21 protein-coding genes are annotated in these 20,090 nt (G+C 32.8%); 17 read left to right on the top strand and 4 right to left on the bottom strand.

The features are described from left to right. The first annotated feature begins 26 nt into the window (after nt 1-26). Both T537_RS0102175 and gltA read left to right on the top strand, forming a co-directional pair. Nucleotides 27-914 carry a sulfide/dihydroorotate dehydrogenase-like FAD/NAD-binding protein gene (locus T537_RS0102175; protein ID WP_027438215.1) on the top strand — a complete coding sequence of 296 codons (888 nt, stop codon included), beginning with the start codon at nt 27-29 and terminating at the stop codon, nt 912-914. A gap of 35 nt (nt 915-949) precedes the next feature. Then, nucleotides 950-2,335: an NADPH-dependent glutamate synthase gene (gltA, locus tag T537_RS0102170; RefSeq protein ID WP_027438214.1), complete on the top strand. Its 1,386-nt coding sequence runs from the start codon at nt 950-952 to the stop codon at nt 2,333-2,335. Between the two features lie 157 nt (nt 2,336-2,492). On the opposite strand, the gene T537_RS0102165 is transcribed toward gltA, so the two are convergent. Then, nucleotides 2,493-3,152, bottom strand: coding sequence for a thiamine diphosphokinase (locus T537_RS0102165; protein ID WP_031556039.1), 660 nt, complete (start codon nt 3,150-3,152; stop codon nt 2,493-2,495). Between the two features lie 281 nt (nt 3,153-3,433). Between T537_RS0102165 and T537_RS0102160 the strand changes: the two genes are divergently transcribed. From T537_RS0102160 to T537_RS0102120, 9 genes are all read left to right on the top strand, one after another. After that, complete coding sequence (locus T537_RS0102160) at nt 3,434-4,882, top strand: acyl-CoA carboxylase subunit beta (protein WP_027438212.1); 1,449 nt, start codon at nt 3,434-3,436, stop codon at nt 4,880-4,882. An 18-nt stretch (nt 4,883-4,900) separates the two neighbouring features. Continuing rightward, nucleotides 4,901-5,731, top strand: a complete 831-nt coding sequence (locus T537_RS12290) for an OadG family protein (protein ID WP_051637133.1) — start codon at nt 4,901-4,903, stop codon at nt 5,729-5,731. 33 nt (nt 5,732-5,764) lie between these two features. Further along, the gene (locus tag T537_RS0102150) at nt 5,765-6,127 is read left to right on the top strand and encodes a biotin/lipoyl-containing protein (protein WP_031556034.1); all 363 of its coding nucleotides are present in this window, start codon (nt 5,765-5,767) and stop codon (nt 6,125-6,127) included. 73 nt (nt 6,128-6,200) lie between these two features. Next, the gene (locus tag T537_RS0102145) at nt 6,201-7,352 is read left to right on the top strand and encodes a sodium ion-translocating decarboxylase subunit beta (protein WP_031556031.1); all 1,152 of its coding nucleotides are present in this window, start codon (nt 6,201-6,203) and stop codon (nt 7,350-7,352) included. Between the two features lie 17 nt (nt 7,353-7,369). Next, nucleotides 7,370-8,803 carry an oxaloacetate decarboxylase subunit alpha gene (locus T537_RS0102140; RefSeq protein ID WP_031556029.1) on the top strand — a complete coding sequence of 478 codons (1,434 nt, stop codon included), beginning with the start codon at nt 7,370-7,372 and terminating at the stop codon, nt 8,801-8,803. A 256-nt stretch (nt 8,804-9,059) separates the two neighbouring features. Continuing rightward, nucleotides 9,060-9,449, top strand: coding sequence for a hypothetical protein (locus T537_RS0102135; protein WP_031556026.1), 390 nt, complete (start codon nt 9,060-9,062; stop codon nt 9,447-9,449). Between the two features lie 104 nt (nt 9,450-9,553). Then, nucleotides 9,554-9,883 carry a hypothetical protein gene (locus T537_RS0102130; RefSeq protein ID WP_031556023.1) on the top strand — a complete coding sequence of 110 codons (330 nt, stop codon included), beginning with the start codon at nt 9,554-9,556 and terminating at the stop codon, nt 9,881-9,883. A gap of 203 nt (nt 9,884-10,086) precedes the next feature. Further along, nucleotides 10,087-10,353 carry a hypothetical protein gene (locus tag T537_RS0102125; RefSeq protein WP_027438207.1) on the top strand — a complete coding sequence of 89 codons (267 nt, stop codon included), beginning with the start codon at nt 10,087-10,089 and terminating at the stop codon, nt 10,351-10,353. A 79-nt stretch (nt 10,354-10,432) separates the two neighbouring features. Then, the gene (locus T537_RS0102120; RefSeq protein ID WP_051637132.1) at nt 10,433-10,867 is read left to right on the top strand and encodes a hypothetical protein; all 435 of its coding nucleotides are present in this window, start codon (nt 10,433-10,435) and stop codon (nt 10,865-10,867) included. Between the two features lie 37 nt (nt 10,868-10,904). On the opposite strand, the gene T537_RS0102115 is transcribed toward T537_RS0102120, so the two are convergent. Continuing rightward, nucleotides 10,905-12,257 (bottom strand): sodium-dependent transporter, encoded by a 1,353-nt coding sequence (locus tag T537_RS0102115; RefSeq protein WP_031556019.1) that lies wholly within the window; start codon nt 12,255-12,257, stop codon nt 10,905-10,907. Between the two features lie 173 nt (nt 12,258-12,430). Between T537_RS0102115 and T537_RS0102110 the strand changes: the two genes are divergently transcribed. The 5 genes from T537_RS0102110 to rpsA are packed head-to-tail and all read left to right on the top strand — an operon-like array spanning nt 12,431 to nt 16,963. Further along, nucleotides 12,431-13,054, top strand: coding sequence for a hypothetical protein (locus tag T537_RS0102110; protein WP_027438205.1), 624 nt, complete (start codon nt 12,431-12,433; stop codon nt 13,052-13,054). 21 nt (nt 13,055-13,075) lie between these two features. Beyond that, a complete protein-coding gene (locus tag T537_RS0102105; protein WP_027438204.1) occupies nt 13,076-14,353 on the top strand; it encodes a BaiN/RdsA family NAD(P)/FAD-dependent oxidoreductase in 1,278 nt (425 codons plus the stop codon). A gap of 24 nt (nt 14,354-14,377) precedes the next feature. After that, complete coding sequence (gene cmk / locus T537_RS0102100; protein ID WP_027438203.1) at nt 14,378-15,043, top strand: (d)CMP kinase; 666 nt, start codon at nt 14,378-14,380, stop codon at nt 15,041-15,043. An 11-nt stretch (nt 15,044-15,054) separates the two neighbouring features. Beyond that, a complete protein-coding gene (ispH, locus tag T537_RS0102095) occupies nt 15,055-15,918 on the top strand; it encodes a 4-hydroxy-3-methylbut-2-enyl diphosphate reductase (RefSeq protein WP_027438202.1) in 864 nt (287 codons plus the stop codon). After that, nucleotides 15,884-16,963, top strand: a complete 1,080-nt coding sequence (rpsA, locus tag T537_RS0102090; RefSeq protein ID WP_027438201.1) for a 30S ribosomal protein S1 — start codon at nt 15,884-15,886, stop codon at nt 16,961-16,963. Before ispH ends, rpsA begins: the two co-directional genes overlap by 35 nt. A gap of 141 nt (nt 16,964-17,104) precedes the next feature. Here rpsA and T537_RS0102085 read toward each other — a convergent pair whose 3' ends face one another. After that, nucleotides 17,105-17,863 carry a YlmH/Sll1252 family protein gene (locus T537_RS0102085; protein WP_031556016.1) on the bottom strand — a complete coding sequence of 253 codons (759 nt, stop codon included), beginning with the start codon at nt 17,861-17,863 and terminating at the stop codon, nt 17,105-17,107. A 245-nt stretch (nt 17,864-18,108) separates the two neighbouring features. Between T537_RS0102085 and T537_RS0102080 the strand changes: the two genes are divergently transcribed. Next, nucleotides 18,109-18,888: a CheR family methyltransferase gene (locus tag T537_RS0102080; protein ID WP_027438199.1), complete on the top strand. Its 780-nt coding sequence runs from the start codon at nt 18,109-18,111 to the stop codon at nt 18,886-18,888. A 29-nt stretch (nt 18,889-18,917) separates the two neighbouring features. Here T537_RS0102080 and T537_RS0102075 read toward each other — a convergent pair whose 3' ends face one another. Then, nucleotides 18,918-20,042 (bottom strand): ribonuclease H-like domain-containing protein, encoded by a 1,125-nt coding sequence (locus tag T537_RS0102075; protein WP_031556013.1) that lies wholly within the window; start codon nt 20,040-20,042, stop codon nt 18,918-18,920. Between the last annotated feature and the right edge of the window lie 48 nt (nt 20,043-20,090).

The raw sequence follows: 20,090 nt of genomic DNA, 5'->3' as shown, positions 1-20,090 counted from the left end.
AAAAATAAAAGAAAGGGGTACAAAGTATGTACGAAATTCTTAAGGCTGAAAATATAGCAGATAAGATTTATCTTATGGATGTTAAAGCTCCTAGAGTTGCAGCTCATTGTGAACCTGGCCAGTTCGTAATTGTCAAAATGGATGAAAAGGGTGAGAGAATACCTCTTACAATTTGTGATTATGATAGAGAGAAGGGAACAATTACAATAGTTTTCCAAACTGTTGGTGCTTCAACAGAGAAGATGGCTAAATTAAAGGCTGGAGATGCATTTATGGATTTTGTAGGCCCTCTTGGATGTCCATCAGAAATGGTTGAGGAAGATATTGAGGAATTAAAGAAGAAGAAAATTGTATTTGTAGCAGGTGGTGTAGGTACTGCTCCAGTTTATCCTCAGGTAAAGTGGTTATATGAACATGGTATAGAGTGCGATGTAATCGTTGGTGCTAAGAATAAGGACTTAATTATCTTAGAGGACGAATTAAGAAAAATTGCAGGGGACAATTTATATATTACAACAGATGATGGTAGCTATGTTAGAAAAGGCATGGGTACAGATGTATTAAAGGATTTAGTTAATAATCAGGGAAAGAAATACGATAGATGTATAGCTATTGGACCACTAATTATGATGAAGTTTGTATGCTTATTGACTAAAGAATTAAATATTCCAACAATTGTTTCAATGAATCCAATTATGGTTGATGGAACTGGAATGTGTGGCGCATGTCGTCTTCAGGTAGGCGATGAGATTAAATTTGCTTGTGTAGATGGACCAGAATTTGATGGCCATTTGGTAGATTTTGATCAGGCAATGAAGAGACAGCAGACATATAAGACAGAAGAAGGAAGAGCAATGCTTAAGTTACAGGAAGGTGATACACATCACGGCGGATGTGGAAACTGTAACGATTAATCATAAATTCTTAGAAACAAATATGGAGGTTAAATATGGACGTAATGAAAAAAGTTCCTGTTAGAGAACAAGATCCTAACGTTAGAAATAAAAATTTTGATGAAGTATGTCTTGGATATAATTTAGAAGAAGCTAAGGCAGAAGCAAGTAGATGTTTAAATTGTAAGAATGCAAGATGTATTCAGGGTTGTCCTGTATCAATTAACATACCAAAATTTATCGCAGAAGTTAAGGAAGGTAACATTGAAAAAGCTTATGAAGTAATTAGCGAATCATCAGCACTTCCAGCAGTATGTGGTAGAGTTTGTCCTCAGGAATCACAGTGTGAAGGTGTTTGTATTAGAGGAATTAAGGGCGAATCAATTTCAATTGGTAAGTTAGAGAGATTTGTAGCAGATTATGCAAGAGAAAATGGCATTACACCTAAGGGTGCTGATAAGTTAAATGGTAAGAAAGTAGCAGTTATTGGTTCTGGTCCTTCAGGTCTTACATGTGCAGGAGATTTAGCAAAATTAGGCTATGAAGTAACAATTTTTGAAGCATTACATGAGGCAGGCGGTGTATTAGTATATGGTATTCCTGAATTCCGTCTTCCAAAGAAGACTGTAGTGGCAGCAGAAGTTGAGAATGTTAAGAAACTTGGCGTAAAGATCGAAACTAATGTAGTAATTGGTCGTTCAATGACAATTGATCAGTTATTAAACGAAGAAGGCTTTGATGCAGTATATATTGGTTCTGGTGCAGGTCTTCCAAGATTTATGGGAATCCCAGGAGAGAATGCTAATGAAGTATTTTCAGCTAACGAATATCTTACAAGAAGTAACTTAATGAAGGCTTTTGATGATGAATATGATACACCAATTGCTAAATTTAAGAAGGTTGCAGTTGTAGGTGGCGGTAACGTTGCTATGGATGCTGCAAGAACAGCCCTAAGACTTGGCGCAGAAGTACATGTTATTTATAGACGTTCTATGGAAGAACTTCCAGCAAGAGCAGAAGAAGTACATCATGCTAAGGAAGAAGGAATTATCTTTGACTTATTACAAAATCCAACAGAAATCCTTACAGATGACAAGGGTAATGTAACAGGAATTAAGGTAATTAAGATGGAACTTGGTGAACCAGATGAATCAGGTAGAAGAAGACCAGTAGAAATCCCAGGTTCAGAATATGAAATGGATGTAGACGCAGTAATTATGTCACTTGGTACATCACCAAACCCACTTATTTCTTCAACAACTAAGGGACTTGAAATCAATAAGAGAAAATGTATTGTAGCTGAAGAAGAGACAGGAAAGACATCAAAGATGGCAGTATATGCAGGTGGTGATGCAGTAACAGGTGCAGCTACAGTAATTCTTGCAATGGGCGCTGGTAAGGCAGGTGCAAAGGGAATTCACGAATTCCTATCAAATAACTAAAAACTAAATTAAGATATATAAGCTTATAAAAAGATGCGGTTAATCTAGGAATTCCTAAATTACCGCATTTTTTTAAAGCTTTTGGTTGCTTTTTGTCACAAATTTTTTGCTATAAAATTTTTTCTACAAAAATATAAACTTTCGAGAAAGTTCTGATTTAATCCCTAGCCTCAATAACAATTGCAATACCATCATGAACAGTAATTACTGCCTCATCATCAACAATTTCATTACTTTGAGTTAAGCTAAGACCAGAGTTTACAAGGTAATTATCTAGTGGATAATAAAAACCCTTAAGGCTTATGGTAAAGCTTTTTTCTAATGGAATAAAAGAGACATAATCTCCGTATTGTTCTTCCTTTTTTATAATCTTAGTCATGCCTTCCCCTAGAAGATAGATTTTGTTGTGTGGATCAACTATTTCACCTTCAATATCAAGATCAAGTAAGGAAACAAGATTACCAATAGAAGTTAATGTATGGTCAAGTCTAGTGCCGGTTCCACCAAGAATAGTTATTTTTCTAGGCATAAGCTTAATAGCAGTAATAATTGCAAGATGGGTATCGGTATAGTCTTTTTCCTTTGGATAGGTCTTAATATCCTTATCTTTAAAGTAGTTTAAAAGCTCTAAATCTACAGAATCATAATCCCCAAGAATAAAGTCAGGGCAAAGGTTAAGCTCCTTAACATATGCAAGTCCGCTATCGGCAGCAATAAGATAATCAAATTTATTTTGGGATAAATAAGACTTGGCCCAGGAAATATCAAGGCTTCCGCCTGTAATTATAAGAACATTATCGTAATAGTCGTTATTCATAATAAACCTCCATGTATCCATCTAGTAGACTAGCATAAGACCTTGGATTTATCAAATTTTATGTCTATTTTAATCAAAAATCAATACAAAAATATATATTATATGCAATCTATTCTATAACAAAATTAATAGACATAATCTCGTAAAAAACTTATGAAAATATAGTAAAAGCCCCATCTTTCTTTGTGCAAAAAGCCTTGTTTTTGTGGCGATTATATTATAAAATATATTTTAGTTATGTATAATTTACATTAACAATTAATGGAGGAGGGCTAGAGATAATGAGCGATACTACAAAAGCATTATCAAGAATAGAGTCAATTCTTGATGATAATAGCTTTGTTGAAATTGGAAGCTTAGTAACAGCTAGAGCAACTGATTTTAACAGTCAGGAAAAGAAAGCTCCATCAGATGGTGTAATTACCGGTTTTGGAGCAGTTAATGGAAATCCTGTTTATATTTACAGTCAGGATGCATCAGTACTTAACGGTACAATCGGGGAGATGCATGCTAGAAAAATTGTTAACCTTCTTGATTTAGCACTAAAGAGTGGAACACCAGTAATTGGTTTGCTTGATTGTGCAGGTTTAAGATTACAAGAAGCAACAGATGCACTTTATGGATTCGGTAAAATTTATTCAAAAATGAGCGAATGCTCAGGTGTTATACCAATGATAAGTGCTGTGTATGGAACTTGTGGAGGTGGCTTAGCAGTAGTTCTAGAAATGTCTGATTTTTCATTTATGGAAGAGACAAATGCTAAGTTATTCGTCAATAGTCCTAATGCTCTAGAAGGAAATTACGAGGAAAAATTAGATACATCATCTGCTAAGTTTATGGCAGAATCTGGTGTAGTTGATTTTACTGGTAATGAGGAGACAATAGCTAGTGGCATTAGAGATCTTATTTCTATTTTACCAGCTAATTACGAAGAGGGTCAGTTAGTAGATGTATCATCAACAGATGATCTAAATAGACTATGTGAGAATGCCTATGCTAACGTAAATGATCCAAGTTTAGTTTTAACAGAAATTTCAGATGACAATATGTTTATTGAAGTTAAGAAAGACTTTGCTAAGGAAATGGTAGTAGGTTTTATTAGAATTGATGGCATTACAATGGGTGCTGTAGCTAATAGAATTTGCTGTTATGACAAGGATGGCAAGGAAATTTCTAAATTTGCTAAGGGATTAACAGTGGATGGAGCAACTAAGGCAGCAGACTTTGTTACATTTTGTAATGCCCTAGAAATTCCAATAGTATCCCTTACTAATGTATCAGGTTATGAAGCTACTGTAGAGGCAGAAAAAAGAATTGCAAGAGCAGTAGCTAAGTTAACATATGCCTTTGCTAATGCAGATGTACCAAAAATCAATGTAATTGTTGGCGATTCTTATGGAAGTGCTTATTTAGCAATGAATTCTAAATCTCTTGGAGCTGATTTAGTTTATGCTTGGGATGGAGTTTTAGTAGGAGTTATGGATGCAGAGTCAGCAGTAAAGATAATTTACGAAGACGAGATTAATAATGCATCAGACGTAACTGGAAAAATTCAGGAAAAAGTATCAGAATTTAATGAATTAAATAACTCAACCTTAAGTATGGCAAAGAGAGGTTATGTAGATACAATAATTGCACCAGAGTGTACAAGACAGTATTTATCAGCAGCTCTTGAAATGCTTTATGGAAAGCAGGAACTTCGTAGAGACAAAAAACACGGAACAATCTAATGGAATGGAGATTCTTTTATGAATAAAAAATATTTAAAAAGAGTTATATCACTTCTTTGCATGATAGTAATGTGTTTTGGATTAACTGCTTGTGGCTTTAAGGAGAGCAAGACAATTGATACAGCATCAGTAAAAATGCAGTCTAAGCAAACAATAATTGATACTTATGAAACAAGTATTAAGCAATGGGTAATAGACTTTATAACTTATCTAGATGCAAGAAGCGAAGATGGCTTAATATCAGATGCTAATAATAATATTAGTCTATATGATATAACTGGAAATCGATATCTAGTAAATTATTACGGATTTAATGACAGCACAGTACAGGTATATAACACATGGAATGCCACAAGGGATGAACTTGGAAAGCTTAATAAAATAGATACAGATTCTATAAAAATCACTCCAAGTAAAGAAACTGGAAAGCTTTGTGTTATAAGTGCTAACGCAGCATATGAGAAAAATGAAGAAGTGAATTTTGAATTTACAATTGATGATGAATATTACATTACAGGAGCAGCAATTAATCCAACATATTCAACATCACAAAAGCTTTATAAAGCAGCAATGAATACAGTAATTGGAATGGGAACAGTATTTGTTGTATTAGTCTTTATTTCTTTTATCATCTCGTTATTTAAGTTTATTAATAAATTCCAAAACCGAAAGCAAGAGCAGAAGGTAGAGGATGAGAAAGATGATAAAGAAATTGTAGAAAATAATGAATCTGAAGAGTTAGTAGATGACCTTGAACTAGTAGCGGTTATAACAGCAGCTATTACAGCTTATGAAGGTGAGAAAAACTCAAATGGATTAGTAATTCGTTCTATAAGACGAAAAAGATAGAATCTTTAGATTAAAAGATGGAGGATAAGTTTAATGAAGAATTATACAATTACAGTAAATGGTAATGTTTATGAGGTTACTGTAGAAGAGGGAATAAACGGAGCAGATAATAGTAAAAAGAAAGCAAATACAGTGACAAAAGCAGTTAAAGCAGCAACACCAACAAAAACAGGCACAACTGGTGCAGTAAAGGTAAATGCTCCAATGCCAGGAAAGATTTTAAAGGTTAATGTAAAGACTGGAGATTCAGTAAAGAAAGGCGATGTCCTTATGATACTTGAAGCTATGAAGATGGAAAATGAAATTCAAGCACCACAGGATGGAGTTGTAGCTTCAATTGAAGTAGCAGCTGGAGATTCTGTTGAGTCAGGAAAGCTTTTGGCATCTTTAAACTAAGAATATAGAGATTTCTTTTGAAAAATAAAGACATTTATTTTTTTAGAAAGAAATGGACATCGGAGGGATTTTAATGAGTTATATAATAAGCACACTAGGAAACCTCGTTCACCAAACAGCCTTTTTTGGCCTAACATGGGGCAATTATATAATGGTTTTGGTAGCGTTGTTTTTTATGTATTTGGCTATAAAGAAAGAATATGAGCCTCTCCTACTTGTACCAATTTCATTTGGTATGTTACTTGTAAATCTCTATCCAGATATTATGCTTGCAATAGAAGATTCAAGTAATGGTGTAGGCGGTTTGTTACATTACTTTTATTTGTTAGATGAATGGAGCATCTTGCCATCTCTTATTTTCCTAGGAGTTGGTGCAATGACAGATTTTGGACCTTTGATTGCTAATCCTAAGAGCTTTTTACTTGGAGCTGCAGCTCAGTTTGGTATTTTTGCAGCTTACATTCTGGCAATCTTTATGGGCTTCCCAGATAAGGCGGCAGCAGCAATTTCAATTATTGGTGGTGCAGATGGTCCTACATCAATTTTCCTTGCAGGTAAGCTAGGTCAGACAAAATATATGGGACCAATTGCAGTTGCAGCATACTCATATATGTCACTTGTACCTATTATTCAGCCACCAATTATGAAAGTACTTACAACTAAGAAGGAAAGAGCTATTAAGATGGAGCAGCTTCGTCCTGTATCTAAGCTTGAAAAGATTCTATTCCCAATTATTGTAACAATCGTAGTTGTTATGATTTTACCTACAACAGCACCACTTGTTGGTATGTTAATGCTAGGTAATTTATTTAGAGAATCAGGTGTTGTAAAGCAGCTTACAGAAACAGCATCAAATGCTTTAATGTATATCGTTGTAATAATTCTTGGTACATCAGTAGGTGCTACAACAAGTGCAGAAGCATTCTTAAACCTTGATACTTTAAAGATTGTAGGTCTTGGTCTTGTTGCCTTTATGTTTGGTACGGCAGCAGGTGTATTATTTGGTAAGTTAATGTGCCTTCTTACTCATGGCAAGGTTAATCCACTTATTGGTTCAGCTGGTGTATCAGCAGTGCCAATGGCAGCTAGAGTATCACAAAAAGAAGGTGCTAAAGCAGATCCAAGTAACTTCTTACTTATGCATGCTATGGGACCTAATGTAGCTGGTGTAATTGGTACAGCAGTTGCAGCAGGAACTTTTATGGCAATGTTTGGCATATATTAAAATTGGAGGGATAAAAAATGGCAGAAGAAATTAAAAAGCCTCTTAAGATTACAGAGACAGTCCTAAGAGATGCTCATCAGTCACTTATTGCTACAAGAATGACAACAGAGCAGATGCTACCAATTATAGATAAAATGGATAAGGTTGGATACCATGCAGTAGAATGCTGGGGTGGTGCTACATTTGATGCATCACTACGTTTCTTAAAGGAAGACCCATGGGAAAGACTTAGAAAGCTAAGAGATGGCTTTAAGAATACTAAGTTACAGATGCTTTTTAGAGGACAGAATATTTTAGGTTATAATCATTATGCAGATGATGTAGTTGAATATTTTGTTCAAAAATCAATTGCTAACGGTATTGATATTATTAGAATTTTTGATTGCTTTAATGATTTAAGAAATTTACAAACAGCAGTTAATGCAGTTAAGCTAGTTAAGAAGGAAAATCCTAAGGCACATGCTCAAATCGCTCTTTCATATACCCTTGGTGATGCTTATACACTAGAGTATTGGGAAAAGACTGCCAAGGCTATTGAAGAGATGGGTGCAGATTCGATTTGTATAAAGGATATGGCAGGCTTGCTTGTTCCTTATGAGGCTACAAAGCTTGTTAAGGCTCTAAAGGCAGGTTCAAATTTACCTATTGAAATGCATACACATTATACTTCAGGTGTAGCTTCAATGACATATCTTAAGTCAGTTGAGGCTGGAGCTGATATTATTGATACAGCTATTTCACCATTCTCAATGGGTACTAGCCAGCCAGCAACTGAGGTTATGGTAGAAACCTTTAAGGGAACTCCTTACGATACAGGACTTGATCAAAAGTTACTTGCTGAAATCGCTGCTTACTTCCAGCCAATGAGAGAAGAAGCTCTTAAGTCAGGTCTTATGAACACTAAGGTATTAGGTGTTAATATAAAGACCCTACTTTATCAGGTACCTGGTGGTATGTTATCTAACCTTGTATCACAGCTTAAAGAAGCAGGAGCAGAAGATAAGTATCAGGCTGTATTAGAGGAAATTCCAAGAGTTCGTAAGGATTATGGTGAACCACCTCTTGTTACACCTTCATCACAGATTGTAGGTACACAGGCTGTACTAAACGTCCTACAGGGCGAAAGATATAAGATGATTACTAAGGAGTCTAAAAAGGTATTAGCAGGCGAATTTGGTAAGACAATTAAGCCATTTAATAAAGAGGTTCAAAAGAAGGCTATTGGAGATAAGGAGCCAATTACTTGTAGACCAGCAGACTTAATTGAGCCACAGCTTGATAAATATCGTAATGACCCTATTGTAAAGCAATATGCAAGACAGGATGAAGATGTATTAAGTTACGCCCTCTTCCCACAGGTAGCAACTGAATTCTTTAAGTATAGAGAAGCTCAGGAATCAAAAGTGGATTCTAAGAAGGTGGATAGTGAGAATAAGGCATATCCAGTGTAAATCTATAAAATTATATTAGCTAAATTATAAGGGGAGCTATTTATGCTCCTCTTATTTATTAGAAAAAATACTTGCATTCTTAAAACAATAGGTATACTATTAGAATATAATAGATTGATATCATCATATTGTATAACGAAATGGAGGCTTTATGTAGAAAAAAATAATAAAATTTTTAATTATTACATCGTTTGCTCTTTGTTTTTTTATCTTTGAAAAAAAAGATGTAAAGGCAGAAACTGTAAATACTAGTGAAATGGCTAGTTGTGAACAGCAAGATACTAACGAATTATTGGTAACAAGCTTGAACAGTCAGTATACAGAGTATGATGCACAGATTTTTTTAAATCCTAATAATGATGAAGTGATTACAACAGTTGGAATTAGGATAACATATTCATATACTGATGGTGAATGGGCATGGATAAAAAATGTTGGGCTAGATTTTAATAGTTGCAATGGATTTGCAGGAACTTTATATTCTTCAAGTAGATATGGAGGTGGTAGTAATTCACAAGATTATTGTATAAGAAAATTTTCAATAACTAATCTAAATACAGGTGCGACAGCGTATTATGACTTATATGTATATCTGGATATTTGGGGAAATATAAATTATGAGGCAAGACTAACTGGGATAAATTGAGTAAATTTATGAAATTTTGGGGATGATGAGTTAATCTATTATGTATATAAGTGCAATTGTTATAAGTTTGGTGAAAGCCTATAAGTTATAATATGGAGGTTTTTATGAAGGAAAAGAAATTTATAAAATTAGGCTTAGTTTCTTTACTGGCAGTTTTTATATCCTTAACGAGTATATATGCTGTTAAAGCAACTACTAATTCGCTTAATGAAAGTAAAAATAAAAATACCTTATACGAGCAAACAGAGGAGGGGACTAAAGAAGCAAATAAAGCAGATTTAGAAATTGGAGATAAGGTAATTTACAATGAATTATCTGGATATTATCTTGATTGTGAAACTCCTGGGGGAATTACATTTTCAAGAGAAGAAGTAGAAAATTCTGATGTTACATATATTTTTTCATATTTACCAGAAAGCTTATTTGAAGAATAGCTATAAGAAAAAATAAATTATAGAATTACGCTAGAGTAAGTAAATATCTAGTTTTAAGAAAAAGGGACAAGAATAAATTTCTTGTCCTTTTTGTTAATTTTTTGTAAAGTCACTTGTAATTTATATATTGTTACTGTATTATATCAACTAATATGTAATATATGAAAACGTTTACATATAATTTTTAAGGAAAAGGTGAATATATGAGAGTTGAATTTTCAAATGGTAATGGTAAGAGAATATTTATTTCTGAAGTTAACAATGTAGATGAAGCTATTTCAGATATGTCAGATTATATGGAAGATCATAGATTTAATGCAATACACATGAAGGCTAGACAGCTTGATGGTGAATGGAAGATTGATGTTGGTAGTTGGACAGAGTTTTTCTATGTTTCTGATTACAAGGACAAGGATGTAGATGAGCTTAAAGAAGCATTAGTAGAATATAATAAATATCTTCAGTTTTAATGTTAAATATCTATTCTTTAAGCAGCTTATATGTTACTATAATATTAGAAACCATTAATAATCGCTTAAGAGGTGTTATATGGTAAGGGTATGTAGTAATTGTAATAATATGTTTGAAGATATCTTTGGCAAATATACTATGTGTCCGGATTGTCGTGAATTAGAAGAAGATTTACTACGTAGAGTTAAGGACTATTTATGGGATAATCCTGGAACTACAGAAAAAAAGCTTAAGGAAGTCTTTGGAGTAAGCCATGAGCAAATAATGATGTGGCTTAGGGATGAAAGAATAGAGATTACACCAGATTCAGATATTGTGCTTACCTGTGAAAGATGTGGAAGTATGATATTTACAGGTAAGTATTGTAAAGATTGTAGTGAACGAATAAAAAGGTCGGTTAACGAGATAAAGGATAGCCTAGAACCTAAGCCTGAAAAAAAGGTAAAAATGATAGTTAATAGATCAAGCTTTAAAGACTCAAAGATGAGATTTACTAAAGAAGATAATAATTAAGCCCTATTAGGATTAAATCTTAATAGGGCTTTTATTATTAAATTAGACCTTGAATAAGGATGATTATAATAAGAATTGGTAATACAAATCTAAAATAGTATTTAAAGAAGTTAGGTATCTTAAGACCAGTACCTTCATTGGCTTCTTCTCTAAATTTATCAAATCCCCATCCGTATTTAGTAACACAGAATAAAAGGATTATTAAAGCACCAATTGGAAGAATTAAATTACTAACTAAAAAATCTTCGCTATCAAGTATGTCCATACCCTTAATTAAGTGAACATTCTTTAAAAGATTATATCCTAGAGCACATGGAATAGATGTGATAAGAAGGATAATAAAATTAATGATAGAAGATTTTTTACGGCTAAATCCTAGGTTATCCATGCCTGATGCAATTAAGTTCTCAAATACAGCTATAACTGTAGAAAAAGAAGCAAAAGTCATAAATACAAAGAATAAAGTTCCCCAAACTCTACCATAAGGCATATTAATAAATACCCTAGGAAGGGTAATAAATATTAGAGAAGGACCTGCAGTTGTTTCAACATTATATGAAAAACAAGCAGGGAAAATAATAAGGCCAGATATAATAGCAACAAATGTATCTAAAATACTGATTCTTAGGGCTTCGCTTGTAAGTGAATGGTCTTTATTCATATAACTACCAAATATTTCCATTGAAGCAGCACCAATAGAAAGTGTAAAAAAGCTTTGATTCATGGCAGCAGTTATAATATTTCCAATACCAACGGATTTAATGTTACTAGTGTTAGGTAATAAATAAAATTTTAGTCCTTCGCTAGCTTTATCTAATGTAAGAGAATGAATTGCTAAAAGAATAATTAGGCTAATTAAACCAAGCATCATAAACTTAGTGATTTTTTCAATACCATTTTGTAAACCGAAACTACAAACAATGATTCCAAAGGCTACTGTAATAGCCATAAAAATAAGACTTTGTGCAGGGCTTTCTAGCATATTATTAAAGATAGTTGCTACGGTATCATCATTTACTTTATCAAAACTACCTGTGGCAAATTTAAGAGCGTAATTTAACATCCAACCTGCAACACTTGTGTAATACATCATAAGCATTAAACTACCAAGAATACATACAATACCATGAATATGCCAATGACTTTTTTTAGGCTCAAGTGTCTTATAAGCCTTGTAAATACTCTTCTTAGTGGATCTACCTATAGCTAATTCCATTGTAAGAATAGGCATTCCCATAATAAATAAAAAAAGTAGATAAAATAAAACAAATATTCCTCCACCATTTTGACCGGCTACATATGGGAATTTCCATACATTACCAATACCAATTGCACAACCAGCACTTACTAAAATAAAGCCTAGTCGTGACCTAAAATTTTCTCTCTCCATAAATGTGTCTCCTGTTTTGTACTTTACCGCGTTAAACCGCGATAACATCTATTCTATAACAAAATGAATAATATTACTAGTGTTTTTATGAAGTTTATTTTTATAAGTAGGGCATTGTTTTTAACTATCCCATAGTTTAAAATAGTAAAGATGGTAAGAATCGGAGGTATAATATGATAAAGTTTGAAAGATATGAAGTACTTAATATGCATAATGCTATGAGAGGTGCTAGAAACCCACTTAATAGTTGGGCTAGATCTGATAGCGAAATTGTTGATGGTGAATTTAAATTTGGCCCTAATGACTTAGATTTAGCAAAAAGATTATGTAAGTCAGGCTCAGATCATAGAAAGTTTGTAAGACAGATTTTTGTTTCAGTTGATATAACAGCACCAATTTATTGGTGGAAAGAATATGATACATATAAGGTTGGTACAGTAGCTAATTCTACTTCTACAATGCACAAGATTCATTCAAAGCCTTTTGAATTAAAGGACTTTAGTGTGGACCACTTAACTGATGATGGATTAGCATTTATGAATAAGACTATTGATTTCCTTGAAGAAACAAGACTTAAATTCGTAGAGACAAAGGATAAGTCTTATTGGTATACATTAATTCAGATGTTACCAGAAAGTTACAATCAGATGAGAACATGCACATTTAGTTATGAGAATCTTTGCAGTATGTATCATTCAAGAAAGAATCATAAGTTAGCTGAATGGCATGAATTTTGTGATTGGGCAGAGTCACTTCCATACTTTAAGGATTTGTTTATTGCTGAGGAAGAAAAATAATTAATATAAGGACTAAATAAAATGGAGAAAGTTATTGTAATAGGTGGCGGGGCAGCAGGCATGATGACTGCCATAACTGCAGCTAGACATGGATTAGATGTTACTTTAGTAGAAAAAAATGAAAAATTAGGAAAAAAGCTTTTTATTACAGGTAAGGGCAGATGTAATGTTACTAATGCAGGTGATGAGGAAGATATAAGAAATTCTATTTGTTCTAATGAGAAATTTATGTATAGCTCCCTTGCAACTTTTTCTAATTACGATATGCTTGGATTCCTTGATGAATTAGGCTTAAGAATAAAGGTGGAAAGGGGAAATAGAGTTTTCCCTGAATCTGACCATTCATCTGATGTTATTCGTGTATTAGAACATGAGCTTAAAAATCTTGGTGTTAACATAATGCTTAATACTCAGGTACTTGAGATTTTATGCGATGGTATGGGAGATAAGCAAGAAGATTATAGCAGGAGAATCTCAGGAGTTAAGATAAAGCACATTAATAACGACAAGATAGAACTGATACATACATCAAGAGTAGTTGTGGCAACAGGTGGTATATCATATCCACAGACTGGCTCAACAGGTGATGGATTTAAATGGGCTAAGGAGTTAGGTCATACAGTTACAACACTTCTACCAGGTCTTGTGCCAATTCAGGTTAAAGAAGACTTTATTCCAAGACTTATGGGACTTAGTTTAAAAAATGTAGAAATAAGCATTTTTGATAATAATAAAAAGATTCATTCGGATTTTGGAGAAATGTTATTTACTCATTTTGGCGTAAGTGGACCTATAATTCTTTCAGCTAGTAGTAAGGTTGGAGAAAGATTAAAGGATAAGGAATTAGACCTTTATATTGATTTAAAGCCAGCCCTTACAAAGGAACAATTAGATGAAAGAATTTTAAGAGATTTTGACGAACTTAAAAATAAGGCCTTTAAAAATTCACTAGATAAGCTTCTTCCTAAAAAGATAATACCTATCGTTATTGAAATGACAGGTATTAATCCTAATACTAAAGTTAATGAAATACGTAAGGAACAAAGAGCTATGCTTGTGGATTGCCTTAAAAATTTCCACTTAACACTTACTAATTTACGTGGTTTTAATGAAGCTATTATTACTAGAGGCGGAATTAATTGTAAAGAAGTTAATCCTAAGACTTTAGAATCAAAAAAGGTTCTAGGCCTTTATTTTGCAGGAGAGGTTATGGATGTGGATGCCTTAACTGGTGGATTTAATTTACAAATGGCTTGGTCTATGGGATATGCCTGTGGATCACATATGTTAAGCGAATAAAGTTATAATAAGGGGAGTAATTAAATGAAATCAATTGCAATAGACGGACCAGCAGGAGCTGGAAAAAGTACAATAGCTAAGCTTTTATCTAAGGAGTTAGGTTATATTTATGTTGATACAGGAGCTATGTATAGAGCTATGGCTGTGTATTTTACAAAAAATAACATTGATCCTTACGATGAAGAGGCTATTAAGCTGGCAGCAGACAAGGTAAATATTGACATTGAATATAGCAATGGTATTCAACAAGTTATTCTTAATAATGAAAATGTTACACATCTTCTAAGAGCAGAAGAAACTGGCAAGATGGCTTCTAAGGTATCTAAATATAGCGCAGTTAGAACAAAGCTTGTAGATTTACAAAGAGAGCTTGCAAAAAAGAACAATTGCATAATGGATGGTAGAGATATAGGCAGTGTGGTTTTACCAGATGCATATCTTAAGGTCTTTTTAACTGCCACAAGTGATGCAAGGGCAAAAAGAAGATATGATGAATTAATTTCTAAGGGCCAAGAGGCTAATTATGATACTATCAAAAAAGATATTGAAGATAGAGATTATGAGGATTCTCATAGAAAAATAAGCCCATTAGTACAAGCAGAAGATGCTGTTTTAGTAGATACATCTGATTTAAATATTGAAGAAGTTGTATCAAAAATTAAAGAATTAATTAGACAAAAAGAAATGTAAGAGGATTTATTATGGCAAAGATTATTCTTGCAAAGTCCGCAGGGTTTTGCTTTGGCGTAAAAAGAGCAGTAGATTTAGTTTATAGTCGTTTTGGAGAAAAAAACGTCTATACTTATGGTCCAATAATTCACAATGAATGTGTAGTTAAGGATATTGAGGACCATGGAGTTAAGGTTATTAAAGACAGCTGTGAGGTAGAAGATGCAGCTAGTGCAACCATAATTACAAGATCCCATGGTATATCTAAAAAGACACAGGAAGAACTTGAAAAAACTGGAGCTAAAATTGTAGATGCTACATGTCCTTTTGTACTTAAAATTCATAAAATTGTGGAAGAGGAAAGTAAGAAAGGTTCCCAAATAATAATTATTGGAAACGAGAATCATCCTGAGGTTATGGGAATAAAAGGATGGGCTACAAGCGACGTATATATTGTGGACACTAAGGAAAAAGCGGAAGAAATTAAATTGGATACTAATAGAAATGTGGTTATAGTATCACAAACGACTTTTAATTATAAGAAATTTCAAGATTTAGTTGAAATTTTAAGTAAAAAAGGTTACAATATTTCTATTCGTAATACGATTTGTAATGCTACTGAGGAACGTCAGACCGAGGCTAGACAAATCGCTAGTCAAGTTGATTCGATGATTGTCATCGGAGACAGCAGCAGTTCCAATACACGTAAACTGTATGAGATTTGTTTGAAGGAATGTCCTAATACATTTTATATTCAGACAATTAATGATCTTGAGCTTAGTAAGCTTAGTTCGTCAGACTACATAGGTATTACAGCAGGGGCATCGACCCCACAGAATATCATTGAGGAGGTTTATACTAATGTCAGAACAGAGTTTTGCAGAGATGTTAGATAATTCAGAGTGGAAGGAAATTCATACAGGAGAGGTTGTTGAAGGCACTGTTATTGATGTTAAAGAAGATCAGATCATTCTTAACATTGGTTATAAGGCTGATGGTATCGTTACTCGTAATGAGTACACATCTACACCTGGTGTGGATTTAAGAGAAGTTGTTAAGGTTGGTGATCCTTTAACAGTTAAGGTATTAAAGACTAATGATGGAGAAGGACAGGTTCTTCTTACATATAGAAAGCTTGTTGCAGATAACGGTAATAAGGTATTAGAAGATAGCTTTAATAATAAGACTGAAATCACAGGCGTTGCTAAGGCAATTAAGGGTGGTTTAGAAGTTATCGTTGAAGAATCTAGAGTATTTATTCCAGCTTCACTTGTATCTGATACATTTGTAAAGGATTTAACAGTATTTAATGGCAAGGAAGTAACATTTGTTGTTACAGAATATGATCCAAAGAATCGTAAGATCATTGGTGATGCTAAGCAGCTTATCGTTGCTAAGAAAGAAGCAGCTTCTAAGGAATTATTAGCTAAGATTAAGGAAGGCGATACAATTGAAGGTACAGTTAAGAACGTAACTGACTTTGGTGCTTTCATTGATTTAGGTGGTGTTGATGGTCTTCTTCACATTTCAGAAATGTCTTGGGGAAGAACAGAGAATCCTAAGAAGGTTTATAAGGTTGGAGATTCAGTTAAGGCATTCATTAAGGAAATTAATGGTGACAAGATTGCTCTTTCAGTTAAGTATCCAGACCAGAATCCATGGAACGGTGCTGATGTTAAATACGCTATCGGCAACGTTGTAAAGGGTAAGGTTGCTAGAATGACAGACTTTGGTGCTTTCATTCAGTTAGAAGATGGTATTGATGCACTTCTTCATGTTTCACAGATTTCTAAGGAACATGTTAATAAGCCATCAGACGTATTATCAATTGGCCAGGAAGTTGAAGCTAAGGTTGTTGATTTTAACGATGCTGACAAGAAGATTTCTTTATCAGTAAAGGCTTTAACAGAATCTGAAGAAGTTGAAAGCGAAGAGAACTAATTATTAATTAGAAATAAATTAATTAGAATTAAGTTGTGATATAAATAAAAGGCATATGTTTAATACATATGCCTTTTAATTTTTGTCTTTTTTGTTAATATGCTTTTTATTTATTTGCTTTTTTTATGTATTTTAAGAATCTTAGATATACTTATTTAGATGCACATAAATACGTCCACTTTTAGTTTCTTTTCCATGTCCTAAAAATTCAAGCTTTCCAACACCTCTTATAACTAATATATCTCCAGCTTTGAGATTATAGCTAACATTCTCGTTACATAGGCCATTTACGAAGATTTTCTTTTGCAGGAATAAATCCTTTACCTTGCTTCTTGAAAGCTTCGTTATGCTACTAACAACAGCATCTAATCTAGGAGAGGCTGCAATAAGCTGTATTTCTTCTTTTTTAGCTTGTATTTTTGTTAATTCTACAGAATCTAGTTTAGTAAGAAAAACGTTGGTATGGCGGATTTTATTTACATTTTCAAGGATAAAGTCAGTAATATGGTCAAGGCAGAAAAGATATGCATCTTTATCCTTAACTATAATATCCCCAAGAAGCTCACGTTTAATGCCTAGGTTCATTAAGGCACCAAGGTAGTCTCTATGACTTAGATTTTCGCTAAATTTAGGGCTTAAAGGAGAAATCTTAATTATATCAATAGGAAAATCAAGCTCATATCCTAATTCATCCTTGTTGCCAAAACGTATTACACATCGCTCAGCATTATCTATTCCGCCAAATATACTAGCCTCTATAAAGGAAAGTTCACTTTTCATTGAAGCAAAGACACTAAGTTCTTGTAAACTTAAGAAATTAGTAAATGTATATGAATTGCTTGTATAGGCCTTTCTTGCTAGGTCAGAAAGTTTCCTTTTTAAAAGATCTGTTTCATTCATAAAATCCCTTTCAGTCTTTTTGTAATTTATAGTATTAATTATCTAATTATAAATGCAGATAGAAATTTTTACAATAAAAACTATTAATGACGACATATGGGGAGAATCTTCCAAAGATATCACGCATTTTCTTTACTAGTAAAAATCTACATGGTATAATACCTATAGAAATGTTTTAATACAATATGTAACTACAATTCGCTTCATAAGCGATAGTCCGTGAAAGGTTACAGGAAAGAGGATACATGATTAAAGACTACGAAGAATTCAAAAAGTTTGTATTAGATACAACTTCAATTGATTTGAATGCCTATAAAGAAAGGCAGATGAAGAGACGTATTGATACTTTAATTTCACGTAATAGCTTTAAAGATTATGATTCCTATAGTAAAGCTCTAAAGACAGATAAAGAAAAGCTAGATGAATTTGTAAATTATCTTACAATTAATGTTTCCGAGTTTTATAGAAATCCAAATCTCTGGAAAACCCTTGAAACTCAGATTTTGCCTGACTTAATTAAGAAGTTTGGTCAGAATATTAAGATCTGGTCAGCTGCTTGTTCTACAGGAGATGAGCCTTATTCTCTTGCAATGGTAATGGCAAAACTTGTACCAATTAATAGGGTTAAGATTTATGCCACAGATATTGATAGCCAGGTGCTTCAAAAAGCACAGGACGGTGTTTATGGCGCAAATTCCCTAGCAGGTCTTCCAAAGGAATATAAAGACAAGTACTTTGAGAAAATGGGAGATAAGTATTATAAGATTTCTGATGAAATCAAAAAATGCGTGGAATTTAAAAAGGCAAATTTACTAAAGGATAGTTATCCAACTAATTGCCATTTAATTGTATGTAGAAATGTTATGATTTACTTTACAGAAGAGGCTAAGGATGAGATTTATAGGAAGTTTAATAAGTCTTTAGTAAAGGATGGATGCCTTTTTGTTGGTAATACAGAACAGATTATTAACTACAAAGAATTAGGCTTTGATTTTGATGAATTATTCTTTTATAGAAAAGTGTAAGATATTCTCTTTAAAAAAAGGTGCGAAAGTTATTTCTTTCGCATCTTTTCTATTGTGCTTTCTAGAATATCTTTAATGTATTCTCCTTTAGCTATTTTGTAAAAATCAGACATTTGAATAAAAAAGACATTTGATGAATAATCCTCTTTAAATAAAGTTAGATTTACGGAATCTATATTAAATACTGGTAAGAACTGGCTATTAAGAGTTACATAACAATTTTCTTTAGTTGCTTTTTCTCTAAAATCCTTATCAATATAAGTGGCAACGGATTTATGAATAGCCTTATCCTCTGATGGAATGTAGTAATAATCCTTATAGTTACTATAAAAGTGCTTTAGACTTTTTTCTACAATGTTTATTTTAATATCTAGATTATTATTTGTAACTTTTAATTCTAAATATGAATCTTTATAATCAAGGTCCTTTAATAGCTTAAAATCAAGAGTGGCAGTTATGTGAAGTTTATCTTGTGTATTGTAAAGACTAATATCCTCATCCTTTAATTCTAGCTTTGCTAGATCAGAATAGTTAAGCACATCTAAAAGGGCAGTCATGCCAATTAAGTCATCCTGGTTATGAAGAAGTATAAGATCTCTTTTTTCTATATCCTTAAAGGCAATAAACTCTTTGTAAAGATTAATAACTTCTTTGCCAGAAAAAGAATCAGTACGATTGATTGATAGACTAGATTCTATGGTCTTTTGCTTTAGATTCTCTAAATTTAGTAATTTAGCGTATTTCCTAAAGTGCTTTAAAAGGTCGATGGAATTAAAGTCTTCATTAAGTAAGAGAAAATTGTCTTTTTCTAGTCCAAGCATATGGGCTCTTTTATTTATAAAGGGAATATCAAAAGTATCTCCATTATAACTAATAAGACTTAAATTCTTTTTTGATTTTAAAATCGCATTTAGTGTTAGATACATTAAAAATTCTTCGTCATATTTTTCGCAAAATAAATTAGTTATTAGGAAATTATTTCCATCAAAATGTAATAATCCTATTAAAAAACACATGGAATTTCTAGAGGATAAACCTGTGGTCTCTATATCTAAAAATACAGTATTTTCAGCTTCTAAGCCCTTATGTTTAAGGCTGTTATTGATAGAGTTTATCAGCTTGTTATCTTTTATAATTTTGTCTACAGTATACAATCTTTGGCCTCCCTTGATATAAAATTAACAAAATACTATGTTAAGAAA

This window comes from Lachnospira multipara LB2003 (genome assembly GCF_000702205.1).
Taxonomy (GTDB): Bacteria; Bacillota; Clostridia; order Lachnospirales; family Lachnospiraceae; genus Lachnospira; species Lachnospira multipara_A.
Note: the sequence above shows the minus strand (reverse complement) of the source record. Positions and strands in the feature narration are given on the sequence as shown.

Bases quoted from the DNA above. Each gene is read 5' to 3' on its own strand.
- T537_RS0102175 (WP_027438215.1), top strand. From the start codon at position 27: ATGTACGAAATTCTTAAGGCTGAAAATATAGCAGATAAGATTTATCTT.
- gltA (WP_027438214.1), top strand. From the start codon at position 950: ATGGACGTAATGAAAAAAGTTCCTGTTAGAGAACAAGATCCTAACGTT.
- T537_RS0102165 (WP_031556039.1), bottom strand. From the start codon at position 3,152: ATGAATAACGACTATTACGATAATGTTCTTATAATTACAGGCGGAAGC.
- T537_RS0102160 (WP_027438212.1), top strand. From the start codon at position 3,434: ATGAGCGATACTACAAAAGCATTATCAAGAATAGAGTCAATTCTTGAT.
- T537_RS12290 (WP_051637133.1), top strand. From the start codon at position 4,901: ATGAATAAAAAATATTTAAAAAGAGTTATATCACTTCTTTGCATGATA.
- T537_RS0102150 (WP_031556034.1), top strand. From the start codon at position 5,765: ATGAAGAATTATACAATTACAGTAAATGGTAATGTTTATGAGGTTACT.
- T537_RS0102145 (WP_031556031.1), top strand. From the start codon at position 6,201: ATGAGTTATATAATAAGCACACTAGGAAACCTCGTTCACCAAACAGCC.
- T537_RS0102140 (WP_031556029.1), top strand. From the start codon at position 7,370: ATGGCAGAAGAAATTAAAAAGCCTCTTAAGATTACAGAGACAGTCCTA.
- T537_RS0102135 (WP_031556026.1), top strand. From the start codon at position 9,060: ATGGCTAGTTGTGAACAGCAAGATACTAACGAATTATTGGTAACAAGC.
- T537_RS0102130 (WP_031556023.1), top strand. From the start codon at position 9,554: ATGAAGGAAAAGAAATTTATAAAATTAGGCTTAGTTTCTTTACTGGCA.
- T537_RS0102125 (WP_027438207.1), top strand. From the start codon at position 10,087: ATGAGAGTTGAATTTTCAAATGGTAATGGTAAGAGAATATTTATTTCT.
- T537_RS0102120 (WP_051637132.1), top strand. From the start codon at position 10,433: ATGGTAAGGGTATGTAGTAATTGTAATAATATGTTTGAAGATATCTTT.
- T537_RS0102115 (WP_031556019.1), bottom strand. From the start codon at position 12,257: ATGGAGAGAGAAAATTTTAGGTCACGACTAGGCTTTATTTTAGTAAGT.
- T537_RS0102110 (WP_027438205.1), top strand. From the start codon at position 12,431: ATGATAAAGTTTGAAAGATATGAAGTACTTAATATGCATAATGCTATG.
- T537_RS0102105 (WP_027438204.1), top strand. From the start codon at position 13,076: ATGGAGAAAGTTATTGTAATAGGTGGCGGGGCAGCAGGCATGATGACT.
- cmk (WP_027438203.1), top strand. From the start codon at position 14,378: ATGAAATCAATTGCAATAGACGGACCAGCAGGAGCTGGAAAAAGTACA.
- ispH (WP_027438202.1), top strand. From the start codon at position 15,055: ATGGCAAAGATTATTCTTGCAAAGTCCGCAGGGTTTTGCTTTGGCGTA.
- rpsA (WP_027438201.1), top strand. From the start codon at position 15,884: ATGTCAGAACAGAGTTTTGCAGAGATGTTAGATAATTCAGAGTGGAAG.
- T537_RS0102085 (WP_031556016.1), bottom strand. From the start codon at position 17,863: ATGAATGAAACAGATCTTTTAAAAAGGAAACTTTCTGACCTAGCAAGA.
- T537_RS0102080 (WP_027438199.1), top strand. From the start codon at position 18,109: ATGATTAAAGACTACGAAGAATTCAAAAAGTTTGTATTAGATACAACT.